Source organism: Dyella sp. AD56 (assembly GCF_002878475.1).
GTDB lineage: Bacteria > Pseudomonadota > Gammaproteobacteria > Xanthomonadales > Rhodanobacteraceae > Dyella.
On sequence record NZ_NRDP01000016.1, the window covers coordinates 1 to 17,886 of the forward strand.

Consider the following 17,886-nt stretch of genomic DNA (forward strand, 5'->3'; position numbering starts at 1 on the left):
CGGCCGCGCCGGCCGCTGCCAGCACCACGGCACAGGCTCCGGCCGCCCCGCCGCCCCGGCCACGCCGTTTGTGGATGACGGCAAGTGGGTGGAGGGCAAGCACTACTTCCGCATCGAGCCGGCACAGGCCAAGGTCAGCGACACCAATAAGATCGAAGTGGCCGAAGTGTTCTCGTACGGCTGCCCGGCCTGCAGCGCGTTTCACCCGACCATGAACGAACTGGTGAAGCAGCTGCCTGCCAACGCCTCCATTGCCTACCTGCCGGCGTCGTTCATGCCGCAGGAGAACTGGCCGATGCTGCAGCGCGCGTTCCTCACCGCGCAGGCGCTGGGCGTGGCCGACAAGGCCAACGACGCCATGTATGACGCCGTGTGGACGACGAAAGAACTGAGCGCCATGAAGACCGAAACCAGCCTCAAGCCAGCCTCCGCGCTGCCCACGCTGGACGACGCCGCCAAGGTCTATGCCAAGTTCGGCGCCGATCCGAAGGAATTCGTAGCGGTAGCCAGCTCGTTCGCCATCAACACCAAGGTGAAGCGCTCGGACGACCTGATGAAGGCCTACGGCGTGGATTCCACCCCGACCATCATTGTCGATGGCAAGTACCGCCTGACACCGGGCTCGGCCGGCGGTTACGACCAGACGATCGAACTTGTGAAGTGGCTGGTGTCCAAGGAAGCGGCCGGCAAGTAAGCCGCGCCGAATAACGTCTCCCCCTCAGCCACACTCAAAGAGTACGACCCATGTTCAAGCGTTTTGCCCCCCTGCGCGCGCTGAGCCTTATTGCCGGCCTGCTGCTTGCCAGCGCCTGCACGGCAACCGGCACCAATGACGCCGCACCGTATACCGACGGCACTGAGTACGTGACGCTGCCGGGCCCCGCCCACCGCGTTAGCAACGAAGGCAAGGTGGAAGTGGTCGAGGTGTTCTCCTACGGCTGCGTCCACTGCGCCCACTTCGCCCCCATCGCGGACCAGATGCGCAAGCAACTGCCGCCCGGCGTGACGTTCAAGCTGCTTCCGGCCGCCTTCAGTGACGAATGGGTGCCGTACGCCCGCGCCTACTACGCGGCGCGGAAGCTGGGCGTGGCGGAACAGACGCATTTGGAGCTGTTCAAGGCCAAGTTCGACGAGCACTACCCGATCTCCACCCTGGATGAGCTGGCCGACTTCTACGCCGCCCACGGCGTGAAGCGCGACGACTTCATGCGCATCGCCGCCTCCGACGAGGTGACCCAGCAGATCCGCAAGGATATGGAGCTGGTGAAGGCCTGGCAGGTGGACGGCACGCCGACCATCGTGGTCGATGGCAAGTACCGCACCGCCAACGTGAAGACGCTGGATGAGCTGTCGGCCGTTACCCAGTGGCTGGCCAAGCGCGAGCTGGCCAACGCCAAGTAAGCCCCGTAGGAGCTTTCCCCGCGTTCACAACCGGACGGGCATTCTTGACGTTTCCAGCGTCTGACCGCCGCCACGATGGCGGCAGTCAACCTTTTGCGACTACCTTGCCCGCCTGATGAATCGCCCCGATACCTCCACCGCCCCCGCTCCAGAGCGACGTTTGCGCCTGCTGAGCTGCAATATCCTGGCCGGCGCCAGCGTGCAGCGGTACAGCGAATACCTCACGCGCAGCATCAATGCGGTGCTGCCGGGTCGCAGCAAGCTGGAGAACCTCGATCGGCTGGCTGAAGTGCTGCCGCAGTTTGACGTGATCGGTCTGCAGGAAGCCGATGCCGGTAGTTTGCGCTCAGGCTTCCTCAACCAGACGCGCTATCTCGCCGAAGCGGCGGGCATGCCGTTCTGGAGCCATCAGCCCAATCGCCCGATGGCCCGTCTGGCCCACTCCGCCAACGGCCTGATCAGCCGCATTGAGCCCACCAGCGTGCTCGACTATCCGTTGCCTAGCCGCATTCCCGGGCGCGGTGCGCTACTGGCGCGTTTTGGCGAAGGTACCGATGCACTGGCGGTGATGATTGCCCATCTCTCGCTGAGCGCACCTGCCCGCGCCAAGCAGCTCGGCTTTATCGCGGAGCTCTTGCAGGACTATCCGCATGCGGTGCTGATGGGCGACCTCAATACCGAGGTGCGCAGCGCGGAGATGAAGCATCTGTTCGCCACATCGAGCCTCGTGCCACCCGACCAATCGACGCCGACCTTTCCCAGTTGGAAACCTAAGCGGGCGTTGGACCACATTCTCACATCCGAGAAGATCCATCTCGACAAAGTGTGGGCGCTGCCGCAGGCTTTCTCCGATCACTTGCCGATCGCGGCTGAAATCCGCCTGCCCGGCCATATCGCCCCCCGCATGTACCGAACGCGCCGATGAAACGAACCCTACGCCTGACCTTGCCATGGCTGTCGCTGATCATCATCGGCGTGATCGCCTATGCGCTGCGCTACGGCTTGGTCGAATCGCCGGACGTCGCGCACCTGTGCGATACGATGAAGTCGCTCGAATGCACCGCGCGGCACGCAACGGTGATGGGCTTCATTCTTGCCCCGCTGCGCATGTCCGCCACCTACAGCTACCAGATGGGCATCTACGGCTGGGCGGCGTTGGCCGCCGCCGTGCTGGCTTTGTCGTGGAAGAAGCCGTTCGCCGCGTGGCTTGCCGCGGCAACGGGACTGGTAGCAGTGATCCTGTACTGCTTCGCGCCGGGCGCGTTTGCGCTATTGGTAGGCTGCCTGCGCCTGGTGCGCCTGCAGTCGAACGGCGCGACGCCACTCGATCATCACCGCACCGGCGGTCGCGAGATTCACGCCAAGCCATAGCCAGGTCGAGGGATTGAGTCCGACCTCCTGCGCCACCACCACAGCAGCGAGCAACGGCAGCACGCAGCTCATGAAGCGCTCCTCCACCATGGGCACCACGCAATTCGTGCGGGTTTCCATCAGCGAGGCGATCAGGAAGCCGACCGCCGATGGCCAGAACAGGCCCAGCGGGAAGTCGCGATAACGGCCATCGAAGACCAACAGCAGATCGTAGAACGCCAGGCCGAACATCCACAGGAAGCGCAGGCGTCGATCCGGCAGATGCAGCGACGCACCAGCCAGTCGCGCAGCGATGCGGCGCGCGAGATAGATCGCCGAAAGCAGCGCCAGCGCGCAGAGCAGGCCGGAGAACACCCACTCCAGTTGATTGCGGCAATCGAAGATCATCCGACGCCCCTGCCAGGCGATAGACGTGGCTGTGGCGAAACCTGCTATCGCCAGCGCGATACGGCTACGCGTATTGCCCAGTTCACGACGCCAGAAACCGGTCAGCAGGAACAGCACCGCACCTGCGGCACCCGCGTACCAACCGACGATCCAGTTCGGCTCCTCGGTCACCGGCCCTTGCATGCCGAACTTGGGTTTTGCATTGACGTCGAAGATGCCCCAGTAGCCACCGACCGTACCTTCCTGATCGCGCTTCCAGGGTTGGTCGAAGGCTTCGATCACGTTGTAGGGCATGTCCACGCTACCCGCATAGCGCAGGAAGTCGCGTAAGTAACGGGCCTCGTTCACCAAACTCGCACTCGCTTGTCGACGCGGGCGACCTTGGCTGGGCCAACCCGTTTCGCCAATCATCACGGCACGGCCTGCGAAACGCGCCTTCATGCGTGCATAGACGGCAGCGACGTGCTGAAGCGCATCTTGCGGCGGCACGGGTTCGTCTTCCCAATACGGAAGGATGTGGATGGTGATGTAGTCGACCGAGTCGGCGATCTGCGGATAACGCAGCCAGAACTCCCACACATCCGCATACGTCACCGGGACATGCTCGTCATGCAAGGCATCGCGGACTTGCTTGATGTAGCCGGTCAGCGCTTCCGGCGATTGCTCGCCACGCAGTAGCACTTCATTACCGACGATCACGCCGCGGATCACTTCCGGGTACGCCTTGGCGGTGGCGATGCCGTTCGTCACTTCGCGCTCGTTGAATGCCTTGTCGCGACCCAGCCAGATGCCCATCAGCACCTTCATGCCGTACTTCTGCGCGATGGCCGGCACGGCATTGAGGCCGAAGCCCTGCGAATAGGTGCGCACGCAATCAAAGCGCTCTGAAAGAGCCTTCAAGTCCGCATCGATGCGTTCGGGGCTGATGAACGCATGCGGATCGAGCGGCGTTTCGCCCGGCTTGCGGAAAGGTGCATAGGACACGCAGGCGATGCGCGCCGTCGGTGCATCAGGCAACGACACGGGGCGACCGATCCGCCACCACCAGACCGCGCCACACAGCATGGCCAGGATGAGGATCAGCCATGCGATCGGAGCAACGCGGGACGACGGCGAGGACGGGGGCGACATGCACTTCCTGGTATGCGCCGGACCCGGCGCCTCGGGAGGTCGATTCTAACAGGCGGCCCGCTCACGCCATGCACATCTTCGGCTCAAGAGCCTGTTTCACGTCGCGCTCAGCGGGCATTAGCCATCCTGCCCCGTCCAGCGCAGCGCGCCGCCTTCTGCGGAACCGCGATCTACACTGCGCCGGTATCGGCACAAGGAAGGAGTAGTCATGTCACTGCACGCAGCACCGCGGCGAATCGCCCAACGCCTGCTCATCATCGTTGCTGGCCTGGGGCTGGCGGGTGCGGCCGCAGCCGCCGAGCCGACCGAGACGCAGCGCGCTGCCTTCAAACAGGCCTACGCCGCCGCCCAGCAGGGCGGCGATGGCTGGCGCAGCCTCGCTGGTAGCCTGCAGGACTACCCGCTGTATCCGTATCTTGAGGCGGCCTCGCTGACGCATGACATCCGCCAGATTCAGCGCCCGCAAGTCGATGACTACATCAAGCGTTATCCAGGCCAGCTCACCACGAGCGACCTGCGCCGCGACTTTCTCACCGAGCTGGCACGCCGGCAGGACTGGGACGGCTTTCTCGCGATGTACCAGCCCGGCCTCGGCGACGCACTCAGCTGCAACGCCCTGCAGGCCCAGTTGAGCAAGGGAACGCAGCTCAACTTCGATCGCGATCTTGCCGCGCTGTGGTCCAAGCCGAAACTGCCAAGCGCCTGCGATCCGGTGCTTAGCGCAGCGCATGACCAGGGGCTGCTCACCACGCCGCGTCTGTGGGACCGCATCGACCGTGCAGCCGACGCCGTGCAGCCGGGCACCATCAATAGCCTCGCCGCATGGCTGCCTGCGGCCGATGCCGAATCCGCGCGCCGCATCGCGTCGGCGTTAAGTGACGCGGGCGCCGCCACCGTGGCAGCGAACCAGTGGCCCGACTCACCGCGCAACCGGCAAGCCGCCATGCTGGCGCTGGAGCGCCTGGCACGCCGCCAGTCCGTCACGGCGGACATTGCATGGCAGAAGCTGCAAAGCCATTTCGCCTTCACGCCGGATCAGCGTAACCGCGTGATGTATGCGCTGGCTTTGTTCCATGCCACCGATTACGACGCGAGTGCGCTGTCACGCCTGATCGCGTTGCCGGCCTCGGTGCAGACCGATACGAGCCGCGAATGGCGTGTGCGCGCTGCCCTGGCCCAGCAGGACTGGACCGCTGTACTCGCCGCCATCGACGCCATGCCAGCCACGCAACAGCAGGATGGCGAATGGCGCTGGTTCCGCGCGCGCGCGCTGACGCAGATGGGACGCGATGCCGAGGCGCAGCAGGTGCTTGCCGGTCTGGCAACGGAGCCGACTTTCTTCGGCTTCCTTGCTGCTGACCGCGTCAACGCTCCTTATGGCATCTGCCAGCTGGATCTGAAGAGCAACCCGCAACGCGAACGCACCCTGCTCGCCAACCAGGGGCTGGTGCGTGCCTTCGAACTCTATGCTGTCGGTCTGCCCAAGCAGGCACGCCGCGAATGGACGCAGGCACTCGACGGTGCCGATCCAGACACCCTGAAACTCGCCGTCGATCTTGCCAATCGCCGCGGCTGGTACGACCGCGCCGTGTTCACCTTCAACACCGGCGACGCCTTGCGCTATTACGAGCAGCGTTTCCCGCTCGCCAGCCAGGACGGCCTGGTACCGCAGGCGAAGGAAGCAGGCATCGATCCGTCGTGGGCCTACGCCATTCTTCGCGCGGAAAGCGCGTGGATGGCCGACGCGCGCTCCGGCGCTGACGCACGCGGCCTCATGCAGTTGCTGCCCTCGACTGCAGCCCTGGTCGCCAAGCGAAACGGCGTCACCTGGACCGGCGGCGACTCGCTGTACGACCCGATCACCAACATCATCCTGGGCACGCGCTACCTCGCGCAGATGGCAGATCGCTTCAACGGCGCGCCATGGTTGGCCAGTGCCGCCTACAACGCCGGCCCCGGCAAGGTCGACCAGTGGCTGGAAGCGCGTGGCACGCTGCCGCCAGACTTGTTCATCGCCACCATTCCGTACAAGGAAACGCGTGAGTACGTGGCGCGTGTGATGTCCTTCGCGGTGATCTACGACTGGCGCCAGCATGGCAATGCGGTGACCCTGACGCGTTGGCTGACGCCTATCGGCCAGACCTACATGCTGCCGGACAGCCATAGCGAGCGTAAGCTGGCAGGGTGCCCGGCGGTAGCATCACCCACGCCGGCGGAAGCCGCCTCAGCCGCGCCTGCGAGCAGCTTGCTGCCGCCCGCCGCGGCCAGCAGCAGCGGCACACGATGAGCCGGAGACAGCACGTGACGGTGAAAACCAAACAACTAGTCATACTCGGCGGCACCGGCTTCGTCGGTTCGCATCTGTTGCCGCGACTGGCGAAAGACGGTCACAGCATCCTGTTGCTCTCGCGCAACCGTGAGCGGCAACGCGCGATGAGTGTGCTACCCGGCGTACGCACCCGCAGTGTGGACGTCTATGACGCCAACGCGCTGCGTCGCCAGTTCGAAGGCGCCGACGCGGTGATCAACCTCGTCGGCATCCTCAACGCCTTCGGTGAGCAGACCTTTCAGCACGCACATGTGGAGCTGACGCAACGCATCCTCGGTGCTTGCCAGGCCGCCAACGTAACGCACCTGCACCATATGAGCGCGCTCAAGGCGGGCCAGGGCCTGTCGCAATACCTCAAGAGCAAGGGCGAAGCGGAGGCACTGGTCCGGCGCTCGTCCATGGAGTGGACCATCTACCAGCCCAGCGTGATGTTCGGCGCGGGTGGCGGCCTGGTGGACCGTTTCGCCTCACTGTTGCGGCAGATGCCCGCCTTGCCACTCGCCCGCGCCACTTCGCGGATGGCGCCGACCTGGGCGGGCGATGTCGCCGAGGCGATGGCACGCTGCATCGGCGACGACAACGTGGGCGTGGACCAGAGCTTCGAGCTGTACGGCCCGGACGTACTGACGCTGGGTGACATCGTGCGCATGATCCGCGACACCATCGGCGTGCACACGCCCATCATTTCGCTGCCGGACGGCCTGGGCCGCCTGCAGGCGCAAGTGGCCCAGTGGCTGCCGGGCAAACCGTTCTCGCTCGATAATTTCCGTTCCTTGCGTACCGATTCGATCGGCAAGGTGGACGGCTATGCGGCCCTGGGCATCACGCCGCAGCCGCTGGCCCCGTGGCTGCCTGTGCTGTTGAAGGAACCAGCTCGGCAACGGCGACTTTCCGTGGCGCGCTCCGCCGGACGTTAAGTGACTTTCCGCAGCAGCGCACTGCGTCGCGCGCAAGCACGCTCGCAAGCGTAAATGGCAGGTTTATCGCGCCGCGCATGGCAGAATCCATCTATGCGCATCTATCTCGTCGGCGGCGCCGTCCGCGACAACCTGCTGGGCCGATCCGTCACCGATCACGACCATGTTGTGGTCGGTGCGACGCCCGACGACATGTTGGCACAGGGTTTCCGCCCAGTGGGCAAGGATTTCCCGGTATTCCTCCATCCCCGCACCAGCGAGGAGTACGCACTCGCGCGCACGGAACGCAAGACGGGCCGGGGTTATCACGGCTTCGCCTTCCACACCGATCCGTCGGTAACGCTAGAAGAAGATCTGGCACGGCGCGACCTCACCATCAATGCCATGGCGCAAGGTGAGGACGGCCATCTGGTCGATCCGTTCCACGGCGCGCGCGACCTGGAACAACGCCTGCTGCGCCACGTGTCGCCTGCCTTCGCCGAGGACCCGGTGCGCTTGTTGCGCGTGGCTCGTTTCGCCGCGCGGTTCGCGCCACTGGGCTTCACTGTGGCCCCGGAGACCATGCAGCTAATGCAGCAGATGGTGCGGGATGGAGAGGTCGATCATCTCGTCCCGGAGCGCGTGTGGCAGGAAACGCGCAAGGCATTGACCGAAGCGCAGCCGTCCGCATTCCTGCGCGTGCTGCGAGAGTCTGGCGCATTGGCCGTACTGTTCCCCGAAGTGGATGCGCTCTACGGCGTGCCACAACGCGCGGAATTTCATCCAGAGGTCGACACGGGTGTACACGTGGAGATGGTGCTCGACATGGCAGCCCGCATTGCGCCCGGCAACGACGTGGTGGGTTTCTGCGCGCTCACCCATGACCTCGGCAAGGCACTGACACCCGCCGACGTGCTGCCGCGTCATCTGGGTCACGAACACGCTGGCGTCGCACCATTGCGGCAACTGGCGGAACGCCTGAAGGTGCCCACGGAACACGCCGCGCTGGCCGAGCTGGTATGCCGGGAACACCTCAACACGCATCGCGCCTTCGAGCTGAAGCCGTCGACCGTGCTGCGTCTGCTCACGTCGCTGGACGCATTGCGGCGTCCCGAGAGGCTCTCGCTGTTCCTCGCCGCCTGCGAGGCCGACAAGCGGGGCCGCCTGGGCCACGAAGAGGACGCCTACCCGCAGGCGGACTATCTGCAGCGCGCTCGCGATGCCGCGGCCGCCGTGCGCTCCGAGCCTTTCGTGGCCGAAGGCCTTCAGGGGCCGGCCATCGGCGAGGCCATGGCAGGCGCTCGCGCCACCGCCATTGCTGCGGTGCAGAAGTCTCCCGCAGACAAAGCCAGATGAAAGACAACCCGGAATAGGGTAGAAAGTTAACTGTTCGCTGACTTGGCGCCGCTAAACCGGCTCCAAATATAACCGCGGTCACCCAATCATGCCGCCCGGCCGTTTCTTGGCCTGACCTCTGTTTTCCGCTTTTCCGGAGTTCTCCGTGCCGACTGCGCCCCAACCGATCTCGCCGCTGCGTCAGCGGTTTCGCCCGCTGTGGTGGCTGGCCATCAGCTACGTGCTGATTGGTGCGCTCACCCGCATCGTGCTGCTCTTCATGGTCGGGGGCGGGGTACCGCATAACCCGCTGTACTGGGCCTACGCGTTCGGCGTGGGTCTGAGCTACGACCTGATCGCCTTCATCTACCTCGCCTGGCCGTTGGTGCTGTACCTGTGGCTGGTGCCCGAACGCATCTATGTCTCGCGCCTGGGGCAATGGCTGCTTTACATCGGCGCCGCGGTGCTGCTGTTCGGCCTGCTGTTCGTGGCCGCGTCGGAGCTGGTGTTCTGGGGTGAGTTCGGCACCCGCTTTAACTTCATTGCGGTGGACTATCTCGTCTACACCACCGAAGTGATCGGCAACATCCGCGAGTCCTATCCGCTGGGCACCTGGATCAGCCTGCTGGCGCTGGCCACGCTGGTGGTCGTGTGGCTCAGCCGTAGCGGCCTCAAGGCACGCAACGGCGGCAGCACCTTCCTCCAGCGCGGTAAGGTAGTGCTGGTGTGGCTGCTGATCACGGTCGTTACGGCCGTGGGCATCAAGGGTACCTTCAAGGACCACTCCGACAACGCCTACGTGAACGAGTTGGCCGGCAATGGCGTCTACGAGTTCGTCGCCGCCTTCCGCAGCAGCCACCTCGACTACTCGCGCTTCTACCGCACGTTGCCTGACGACGAGGCATTCAAGCGCGTGCGCGAACTGGTGAAGACACCCGAAGCCACCTACGTCAGCGACGATCCGCACGATTTGACCCGCGAGATCCGCCATACGGGCCCGGAGAAGCACCTCAACGTGGTGTTGATCAGCGTGGAAAGCCTGTCGGCCGACTACCTCAAGGAGTTCGGCGACAAGCGCGACATCACGCCCAATCTCGACGCACTGATCGACAAGAGCATGTTCTTCGACAACCTCTACGCCAACGGCACCCGTACGGTGCGCGGCCTGGAGGCACTGTCGCTCTCGGTGCCGCCAACGCCGGGCGACTCCATCGTGAAGGCGCACAACAACGAGAATCTGTTCTCTGCCGCGAATGTCTTCAATGACCGCGGTTATCAGTCCGATTTCGTCTACGGTGGCTACGGCTACTTCGACAACATGAACTACTTCTTCGCGCACAACGGCTATCGCGCGGTGGATCGCAACGATATCGCCAAGGGCGAAACCATCCACCACGAAAACGTGTGGGGCGTCGCCGACGAAGATCTCTACACGCTGGCGCTCAAGCAGATGGACGAGGCCCATGCACAGGGCAAGCCGTTCTTCCTGCACATCATGACGACGTCGAACCACCGTCCGTTCACCGTGCCAGCCAACCGCGTACCGGAGAAGAACGGCACGCGCGAAGCCGCCGTGGCGTACACCGACTGGTCGATCGCCGACTTCCTCAAGCGTGCCCAGGGCAAGCCGTACTTTGACGACACGGTCTTCGTGATCACCGCCGATCACTGCGCCTCCAGCGCGGGCCGTACCAGTGTGCCGATCAACCGTTATCACATCCCGCTGTGGATCTATTCGCCCAAGAACATCCCACCGCAGCGTGTCACGCGGCAAATGGGGCAGGTCGACATCATCCCGACGCTGATGGGTTTGTTGAACTTCAGCTATCGCAGCCGCTTCTTCGGCGCCGACCTCTTCCAGCTCGAGCCCGGCCGCGAACGCGCCTTCCCGGCCACCTACGAAAAACTCGGCTACCTGCACGGCGACGTGCTCACCGTGCTCGAGCCGCAGCGTAAGCTGGAGCAGGTAAAGCCGAACTTCGACAACGGCGACGCAGTACCAAACGTTCCGGTGGATCAGGGCCAGGTCGACGACGCCACGGCCTACTATCAGATCGCTGCGTACCTGTTTAAACACGGCCAGCTAGGCAAGCGTCCGGATGACAGCAAGCCGGTGTTGCCGGCGTCGTCCTCCACCAGTGGCAGTACACCGGCCCAGCCCTGATCACGGCAGCGACGTATCTGTCTGCACCTGCAGGATCACAGTCGTCCTGCAGGTTATAGGGGTGCCATGCCCCGCCCATGTTCGCCGGTCATCGCGAGCTACGCAGAAACCTGATGGATCGGCCCTCAACGTTCATGCATAACCTTCCGCCATGGGCTTACCCGTGGCGGTAATGCTTAGAGCCGGTCGCCCTGATCCGCTTCCAACAGCTCCGCCGGCAGCGGCAACACGTCCATGCCGCGCGCGAACAGCATGACCTGAAAGCGCTCGCCCATTTGGTCGGGTAGCGTGAGCTTCTTCACCTGCTGGGCGAGGCTGTACTGCGCCGCTTCGTCGGGTGCCGCTTCGTAAGCAGCGCCAAAAACGTCCTGCAATCCGCTGCCAATCAGAAACTGCGCCTGCGGCATATAGCCGGCCACCCCAAAGCTGGCGCTGTTGCCAGCTTCGGCCAGCGCAGTGAAGTCGACCGATGCCGTCAGGTCGTTGAGGCCAGGCAGGTGCAGCGGATCGTTGTGCGAGCGATGGCGATAAAACGCGCGCAAAGTGCCGTCGTTGCGCTCGGGCAGGTAGTACTCGCTGCGCACGTAGCCGTAGTCCACCAACACCATCATGCCGGCAGTGAGGGAACCCGCGACGGCCTGGATCCAGTAAGGCAGTTGCGGCAGGACTTCCGAGCGATACCCGTCAGGAAACTCCGTTTCGAGATCGCGCTCGACATGACGCACGGCACCCGACACCAGCGCGTCGGCGGGGCGATCCACGCGCATCAGGCGGCCTTCTCCATCCAGCGCGACGTATTCCTCATAAACCTCACCCGCGCGCATGGCGAAGCGCGTGGTCGGCAAGGCATCGATCACCTCGTTGGCGAACAGCACGCCTTGCCAATCCTGTTCCGGCGGACGGTCCAGCCACAGCACATGCGCAAAGAGTTCGGATGGCAAAGCGGTGGCCAGACGCTCACGCTGGCGTTCGCGCAGGTCAGCGCTGGGTTCGAGGATGTAGTAGCGGCGCGGCACCGTACCCTGGGCGGCGAACGCCTTGAGCGCGGCTTCGGCAAAGGCACCACTGCCACCGCCCAGCTCGAGGAAATCAGCGTCGTCACCCAGCATCTGGATGACCGGATACGTGGCATTGACCACGCAGCGCGCGAACAAATCGCCCAACTCCGGCGCCGTGATGAAATCACCCGCTTCACCGAACTTGGTTTTGCCCGCGCTGTAGTAGCCCAGACCAGGCGCGTACAGGCAACGCTCCATGTACTGCGAGAACGGCATGGGACCATGCGCGGCGATTTCCTCGCGCAGGCGCGTCAACAATCGGTCGGAGTGGGCGCGTTCGTCGGCGCCTGGATCAGGAAGTCGGGAAGACATGCGCGTTGCCTGCAGGAGAACGCGACAAGTTTAACCCATGCCCCGCCATAGCCTCGTGAGGGGGAGGAAGGCTATGGCGGGGGCATCGGCCCAGCTGATCGGCAAGTGCACACAAGGCGACGAAACGGCTGCAGAATGCGGCCGTTCGCTACGCTGATTGGCGACCGTTAGAAACTAAAATCCTTCTGCAGGCTCAGGTACACGCCACGCCGCGGACCGAACTGCGGCGCACCCACGCCAACGCCGGTGCCGTCGCGCAGCTCGTAGGTGCGGTCGAGCACGTTGATCACTGCCAGCTGTGTCTTCACGGTGCCGAAGCTGCCAAAGGTGAAGTCATGACCCACGTTGAGGTTGAGCTGGAAGTAGTACGGCAGCGAGGCGCCGTTCGGTACGCCCGGCGCGCCCTTGCGCAGGCCGCTGCCGAAGAGGTAATCAGCGCCCACGCGCGTGGTCTTGTCGAACGCATAGCTGATGCCGCCCGATGAGGTCAGCTTCTGGTCGTGGTCCAGGTGGATCCAGTTGTCGGCGATGTACGCCAGCTCTTCCGGGCTGAAGTTGTACTGGCCGGTGAGCACCTGCTTGCCCATGGCCCGATTGTACGACGCATTGAAGTACGCGGTGACCGGGCCGTTGTCGTAGTTGGCAGTGAACTCCACGCCGCGGATGCGGCCCTGGTTGTAGTTGAAGTTGGAGTAGATCAGCGCCGTGCCGAACTGGCCCTCGTCCTGCAGGCGGTCAACCTCGCGGTAGTACGCATCCAGGCCGAGCGTAAGCGTGGAACCGACCTGCTGCTGGATGCCCAGGTCGTAATAGTTAGAGCGCTCGGACAGCGGCAGATTGTTGCCGCCGCTCGGCAGTTGGTTGGTGGTGCCGTTGAAACGGGCGATGTTGGTGTCGTCGATCACTTCCGTCGCCGGCGGCGTGAAGTAGCGCGAGTAGCCGGCATGGATGGTAGTGCTGTCGGTGGCTTGGTAGACCACGCCCACGCGCGGACTCAACTGGCTCTCAGTGCGGAACAGCTCGTAGCGGTCACCGCGCACGCCGTAGTTCACGGTCCACTTGTCGCTGATGCTCCACTCGTCCTGCAGATAGGCCGACCAGGTACGGGCCAGCAACCTGGTGGCGTCGTAGATGCCGATGGGCGTCGTGCTGGCCTGCGAGCCGTCCGGGTTGGCCGGGAACACCAGCGAGTTGTTGCTGATGTTACCGCGCTCGAATTCGCCGTACAGGCCGTAACGCAGCGTATGGCTTTCACCCAGCGGAGTGGAGAAATCCGCTTGCAGCGTGCCAGCTTTGTTGGTGCGGTTAATGGTGGAAGCGACGCCGTTGAACATCAGATCGCCGATATCGTCCGGCGTGTAACCCACGTGGGTATAGCGCGCGCCGAGCGACACCTGGTAATCCGTCTTGCCCAGCTTGCCCTGCAGCGACAACACACCGAAGGTCAGCTTTTCCTTCTGGCGCTCATTGAGGTTGGCGGAGTTGAAGTCCACCGTGTCCAGGTAGCCGAACTGCGGCGTCTGGTTCGGGTTGTTGGGAATCTGGAAGCGATTGTTGGTCGCACCGAACATGAAGCTCAGACGCGTATCGTCGTCGATCAGGTACGACACATCACCAAAGCCCTTCACCTGATTGGTGTGGTCGTGGATCGGCTTGCGGCTGGAGGTCGGGTTTTCGATGCCGACGTCGTTCTCCAGATAGTTGGCGGTGACGAACCAGCTCCAGCGATCACTGCTGCCCCAAAGCGAGGCATTCGGGTTGATGGTGCCAAACGAGCCGCCCATGATGCCGACGCTGCCGCCATTGCCCAGGTCATGGCCGCTCTTGGTATCGATGTCTACCACTGCCGCCGTACGCAGGCCGTACTGTGCCGGCAGCGCACCGTCGAGCAGCGTCACGCTCTGGATGGTGCGCGCGTCCAGCGATTGGCCGAAGCCGGAAATCGCCTCGGGAATGATTACGCCATTGATGCGGTACTGCAGGTTCGCGTGGTCACCGCGCACGTGCAAGCCGCCGTAGGAATCCTGCACTACACCCGGCGCCTGCAGGATCACCTGGTTCAACGGGGTGGAATCACCCAGTGGCATTGCCTGGATGGCCTTCTTGTCGATCACGTATTGGCTGCTGCCGGTGTCCGGTGACAGCGAATTGCGGGCCTGATCGAGCGCGGCGGTCACGTCCACTGCACCCAGCTCCTTCACCTTGGCCGGCTTGTTGCGGGTGGCGCTGACGCTGGTGCTGTCCGTATCGCTGCCGCCGCCATTGGAACTGGGGGCGACAGTACTGGTGTCCGGGGTCGCAGTCGTCTGGGCAAAAACGGCCGGGGCGGCGCCCAGCGCAACGGCAAGACTCAAGGCAAGCAAGGTACGTTTCATCGGTTTTCCGGAAAGGGGCGGTGAAGTTGTTATTTTCGATACGTTATAACATTGCCATTCTACCCTGGGGCGCGCCTGCCCCAGAAGTCATGCCTGCCCGGACAAGTTCCCTCGTTCAGCCCCGGCGGGCCCGGGCTCAGCGGGATTTCACCCGGGCGGCCTAGACTGGGCGCTATGCGGCTTGTGCCGCCCCACCCGAGCCGCACCATGCCCAAGTCGTCCTCCCAGCTTCCAGCCGTGATCCAGGACCACAGCCGCGTGACCCAGGCCATCCTGGACTTCGTGAGCCAGATCCCCGGCAGCAACGTGCCCGGGGCCACAGATCCCGAGAAGGAAGCCCGTCGCCTTGCCGCACGGGCCCAGCAGCGGGCAGGCCTGACCGCCGGCTCGCTAGCCCTGCCCCCGGGGCCGCTCGGCTGGCTGACGGTGCTGCCCGAAGTCATCGCCATCTGGAAGATCCAAGCCCAGATGGTCAGCGACATCGCCGCCGCCTACGGCCAGCATCAGGAACTGGGGCGTGAGCAGATGCTGTGGTGCCTGTTTCGCCATACCGCCGCGCAGGCGTTCCGCGACCTGGTGGTACGCGTAGGCGATCGCCTGTTGTTCCGGCGCATCACTTACTCCGTGATCGAACGCGTGGCCAAGACCGTGGGCATCAAGGTCACCCAGCGCGCCATCGGTAGCGGTATCTCGCGCTGGCTGCCGCTGGTCGGTGCCATGGGCGTGGGCGGCTACGCGTATTACGACACCGCGCAGGTGGCGCGTACCGCCATCGCCATGTTCGGCCAGCCATTCGCCACCGAAACACCGCCGGCCGACGAACCCGACGCAGAAACGGCTACGCCCGCGTGATGACGCCACTAACGCTTTGCGGCAAGCTCTCCGCCTGATCGCGCTATACAGGAGCACCGCATGAGTCCACGCCACGAGCGCCCCGTCGCCCTGATCACCGGCGCGGGTAAGCGTGTCGGCGCCGTCATAGCGCGCACCCTGCATGCCGCAGGCTATGACCTTGCCTTGCATTACCGCCACTCCGCGGCGGAGGCCGAACTGCTCTCCGCCTCACTGGAGCGCCAGCGCAGCGACAGCACCTTCACCGTGCAGGCCGAACTGGCCGATCTCGACGTGTTGCCAGCAATGGTGCAGCGCGTAGTCGATCGCTTTGGCCGCCTCGATGCACTCGTCAACAACGCCTCGGCGTTTTATCCCACACCGGTCGGCACAGCCACGCCAGCGCAATGGAACGAATTATTCGCATCGAATGCGCAGGCACCGTTCTTCATCGCGCAGGCCGCGACGCCAGCACTTCGTGAAGCACGTGGCGCCATCGTCAACATGGTGGACATCTATGCGGAACGACCGCTCGCCAACCACCCGGTCTACTGCATGGCGAAGGCCGCGCTCGAAGCGATGACACGCTCGCTCGCGCTGGACCTGGGCCCCGACGTGCGTGTCAACGGCGTAGCGCCCGGCGCCGTCATGTGGCCCAGCGACGGCAAACCTTATGACGATCAGCAGGCCATGCTCGCGCGCACTCCGTTACGTCGCGCAGGCTCGCCGGAAGACGTCGCCGGTGCGGTGCTGTGGCTGTTGCGCGATGCTCCATTCGTCACCGGGCAGATCATTCGCGTGGATGGCGGCCGAACGCTGTCCGTATAAACGCATGTGGCCGCGACGATGCGCGGCCACACGACGTTCCCGATGGCGCACCTATTTATTTCTTCGGCTTGAACGCCTGTTCCAGCATGGCCTGATCGAAGCCGTAACCCACTTCGCCGTCCTCGGCATAGCGATACAACGCAGCGGCATAAATGCCCTGCAGCGACGCCTGAATCAGGCCGAGCATGGTGAGTCCCACCACCACAATCACGATGGCAACAATGATCGCAGCCATCGATTGCGTAGCGAACGCGCCACCGACCAGCAGGGCCGCGACCACGACCGCGAGGAACATCAGCAGGCCGAACACCACGCCGATGCCGGCATTGCCGATGATGTTCTCGCCCCAGGTGCGCTTGAGCAGTTCGACGCTGCGCGAGATCGCTTCCGTCGGCCCCACGTCCTGGCTGGCCAGTACCGGCACGACGAGGAAGGTCGCCACGGTCCACGCGAGGCCAAGGAAACCGACCACGAGGCGCCCGATCAAGCCCAAGCGCTCCTGCAGTGCGCGCAGCACCAGGCCCACCGTAGCGGCGATCAATGCATAGCCGACGATGCTGACGATGCGCGAACGGGCAACCGCCATACCTTCGCCAAAGCTGGTTTCTTCCCCGCGCAGGCGTGCAAGCGCAGCAGCGGCAAGTGCGGTATTGAAGAAGATGATCACAAGGTACTGCGCTAGGTAGAACAGGAACATCAACACATAACCGCCCGCGGTCATGCGATGCCCCTGCTCCGCCACGTCACCGGCAGCCACCATGGCGGCGATCACCGGGATCAGGAAACTCGCGGCGACCAGCAGACAGCAGATGCTGGAGGCCAACGGAAACATCAAAAGAGATTTGTCCGAGCGCAATACGTCGGCGCTGGCCTTCATCAGGCTCCAACTGCGTGCGAAACGACCTGCCATACCCCTTTCTCCCCGTCCCGTGATGGATGCGCGATTTCTAGCAGCTGCGGCGCTCCCGCGACAGTGCAGCCGCGGTCAGAGCGGTTCTGGCTCCAGCGGCTCGCTCTCTGCGGGAAATGCCTGCCACAAGGCCTGCATCGTCTGCCCGCTCACCGGGTGCCTAAGCTGGGGCGCGATGTCTGCGATGGGCTTGAGCACAAAGGCGTGCTTCAGCTCCTTGCGCGGAATGTCCAGGTGCCCTTTGCCCCGCCGTACCAGGTCGTCATAGAGCACGATGTCCACGTCCAGCGTGCGGTCGGAATAACGCGGCACGTCGCGGCGGCGGCCGTGGCGATCTTCCAGTGCGTGCAGCCAATCGTTGAGCGCTTCGGGAGAAAGGTCGGTATCCAACCCGACCGCGAGGTTGACGAAATCCGCCCCGTCGAAGCCTACTGACTTGCTGCGGTAGGCCGGCGACACGGACATCGCGCCGAAATGCGCTCGCAATTCATCCAGCGCGGCGTTGAGGTGGTGCACGGGTTCGAGGTTAGAACCCAGACTCAGGTAAACGCGTGCCAT

15 protein-coding genes are annotated in these 17,886 nt (G+C 64.1%); 10 read left to right on the forward strand and 5 right to left on the reverse strand.

Translation table 11 applies throughout. From position 1 onward, the window contains the following. The 4 genes from DyAD56_RS11965 to DyAD56_RS11980 form a co-directional block, all read left to right on the forward strand. Positions 1-694 (forward strand): thiol:disulfide interchange protein DsbA/DsbL (locus DyAD56_RS11965; RefSeq protein ID WP_102302999.1); only part of this gene is annotated, 694 nt, incomplete at its 5' end. Positions 695-744: 50 nt separating this feature from the next. Next, positions 745-1,401, forward strand: coding sequence for a thiol:disulfide interchange protein DsbA/DsbL (locus tag DyAD56_RS11970; RefSeq protein ID WP_102303000.1), 657 nt, complete (start codon positions 745-747; stop codon positions 1,399-1,401). A 115-nt stretch (positions 1,402-1,516) separates the two neighbouring features. Then, the gene (locus DyAD56_RS11975) at positions 1,517-2,326 is read left to right on the forward strand and encodes an endonuclease/exonuclease/phosphatase family protein (RefSeq protein ID WP_102303001.1); all 810 of its coding nucleotides are present in this window, start codon (positions 1,517-1,519) and stop codon (positions 2,324-2,326) included. Next, the gene (locus tag DyAD56_RS11980; RefSeq protein ID WP_102303002.1) at positions 2,323-2,772 is read left to right on the forward strand and encodes a hypothetical protein; all 450 of its coding nucleotides are present in this window, start codon (positions 2,323-2,325) and stop codon (positions 2,770-2,772) included. The genes DyAD56_RS11975 and DyAD56_RS11980 overlap by 4 nt, the downstream gene beginning before the upstream one ends. On the opposite strand, the gene DyAD56_RS11985 is transcribed toward DyAD56_RS11980, so the two are convergent. Further along, on the reverse strand, positions 2,671-4,290 hold the full coding sequence (locus tag DyAD56_RS11985; protein WP_102303003.1) for a glycoside hydrolase family 17: 1,620 nt from the start codon (positions 4,288-4,290) through the stop codon (positions 2,671-2,673). The two genes, DyAD56_RS11980 and DyAD56_RS11985, sit on opposite strands and share 102 nt — an antisense overlap. 208 nt (positions 4,291-4,498) lie before the next feature. Between DyAD56_RS11985 and DyAD56_RS11990 the strand changes: the two genes are divergently transcribed. The 4 genes from DyAD56_RS11990 (at position 4,499) to DyAD56_RS12005 (ending at position 11,014) form a co-directional block, all read left to right on the forward strand. After that, entirely contained in the window at positions 4,499-6,577 is a 2,079-nt protein-coding gene (locus DyAD56_RS11990; protein WP_102303004.1) for a transglycosylase SLT domain-containing protein, read from the forward strand. Between the two features lie 20 nt (positions 6,578-6,597). Beyond that, complete coding sequence (locus DyAD56_RS11995; RefSeq protein ID WP_102303126.1) at positions 6,598-7,536, forward strand: complex I NDUFA9 subunit family protein; 939 nt, start codon at positions 6,598-6,600, stop codon at positions 7,534-7,536. A 93-nt stretch (positions 7,537-7,629) separates the two neighbouring features. After that, positions 7,630-8,871, forward strand: coding sequence for a multifunctional CCA addition/repair protein (locus DyAD56_RS12000; protein ID WP_102303005.1), 1,242 nt, complete (start codon positions 7,630-7,632; stop codon positions 8,869-8,871). A 145-nt stretch (positions 8,872-9,016) separates the two neighbouring features. Continuing rightward, positions 9,017-11,014 carry a sulfatase-like hydrolase/transferase gene (locus tag DyAD56_RS12005; RefSeq protein WP_102303006.1) on the forward strand — a complete coding sequence of 666 codons (1,998 nt, stop codon included), beginning with the start codon at positions 9,017-9,019 and terminating at the stop codon, positions 11,012-11,014. Positions 11,015-11,190: 176 nt separating this feature from the next. Here the strand turns inward: DyAD56_RS12005 and DyAD56_RS12010 are convergent, their stop codons facing one another. Then, positions 11,191-12,384, reverse strand: coding sequence for an SAM-dependent methyltransferase (locus tag DyAD56_RS12010; RefSeq protein ID WP_102303007.1), 1,194 nt, complete (start codon positions 12,382-12,384; stop codon positions 11,191-11,193). 167 nt (positions 12,385-12,551) lie between these two features. Next, positions 12,552-14,759 (reverse strand): TonB-dependent receptor, encoded by a 2,208-nt coding sequence (locus tag DyAD56_RS12015; protein WP_102303008.1) that lies wholly within the window; start codon positions 14,757-14,759, stop codon positions 12,552-12,554. Positions 14,760-14,966: 207 nt separating this feature from the next. Between DyAD56_RS12015 and DyAD56_RS12020 the strand changes: the two genes are divergently transcribed. Together DyAD56_RS12020 and DyAD56_RS12025 are read left to right on the forward strand one after the other, a co-directional pair. Beyond that, a complete protein-coding gene (locus tag DyAD56_RS12020; protein WP_102303009.1) occupies positions 14,967-15,611 on the forward strand; it encodes a hypothetical protein in 645 nt (214 codons plus the stop codon). Positions 15,612-15,671: 60 nt separating this feature from the next. Next, positions 15,672-16,418 (forward strand): pteridine reductase, encoded by a 747-nt coding sequence (locus DyAD56_RS12025; RefSeq protein WP_102303010.1) that lies wholly within the window; start codon positions 15,672-15,674, stop codon positions 16,416-16,418. A 55-nt stretch (positions 16,419-16,473) separates the two neighbouring features. Here DyAD56_RS12025 and DyAD56_RS12030 read toward each other — a convergent pair whose 3' ends face one another. Then, positions 16,474-17,328 (reverse strand): DUF6159 family protein, encoded by an 855-nt coding sequence (locus DyAD56_RS12030; protein ID WP_102303011.1) that lies wholly within the window; start codon positions 17,326-17,328, stop codon positions 16,474-16,476. A gap of 75 nt (positions 17,329-17,403) precedes the next feature. Next, entirely contained in the window at positions 17,404-17,886 is a 483-nt protein-coding gene (folK, locus tag DyAD56_RS12035) for a 2-amino-4-hydroxy-6-hydroxymethyldihydropteridine diphosphokinase (protein WP_102303012.1), read from the reverse strand.

Coding starts and splice junctions, on each gene's coding strand:
- DyAD56_RS11970 (WP_102303000.1), top strand. CDS start 745: ATGTTCAAGCGTTTTGCCCCCCTGCGCGCGCTGAGCCTTATTGCCGGC.
- DyAD56_RS11975 (WP_102303001.1), top strand. CDS start 1,517: ATGAATCGCCCCGATACCTCCACCGCCCCCGCTCCAGAGCGACGTTTG.
- DyAD56_RS11980 (WP_102303002.1), top strand. CDS start 2,323: ATGAAACGAACCCTACGCCTGACCTTGCCATGGCTGTCGCTGATCATC.
- DyAD56_RS11985 (WP_102303003.1), bottom strand. CDS start 4,290: ATGTCGCCCCCGTCCTCGCCGTCGTCCCGCGTTGCTCCGATCGCATGG.
- DyAD56_RS11990 (WP_102303004.1), top strand. CDS start 4,499: ATGTCACTGCACGCAGCACCGCGGCGAATCGCCCAACGCCTGCTCATC.
- DyAD56_RS12000 (WP_102303005.1), top strand. CDS start 7,630: ATGCGCATCTATCTCGTCGGCGGCGCCGTCCGCGACAACCTGCTGGGC.
- DyAD56_RS12010 (WP_102303007.1), bottom strand. CDS start 12,384: ATGTCTTCCCGACTTCCTGATCCAGGCGCCGACGAACGCGCCCACTCC.
- DyAD56_RS12015 (WP_102303008.1), bottom strand. CDS start 14,759: ATGAAACGTACCTTGCTTGCCTTGAGTCTTGCCGTTGCGCTGGGCGCC.
- DyAD56_RS12020 (WP_102303009.1), top strand. CDS start 14,967: ATGCCCAAGTCGTCCTCCCAGCTTCCAGCCGTGATCCAGGACCACAGC.
- DyAD56_RS12025 (WP_102303010.1), top strand. CDS start 15,672: ATGAGTCCACGCCACGAGCGCCCCGTCGCCCTGATCACCGGCGCGGGT.
- DyAD56_RS12030 (WP_102303011.1), bottom strand. CDS start 17,328: ATGGCAGGTCGTTTCGCACGCAGTTGGAGCCTGATGAAGGCCAGCGCC.
- folK (WP_102303012.1), bottom strand. CDS start 17,886: ATGGCACGCGTTTACCTGAGTCTGGGTTCTAACCTCGAACCCGTGCAC.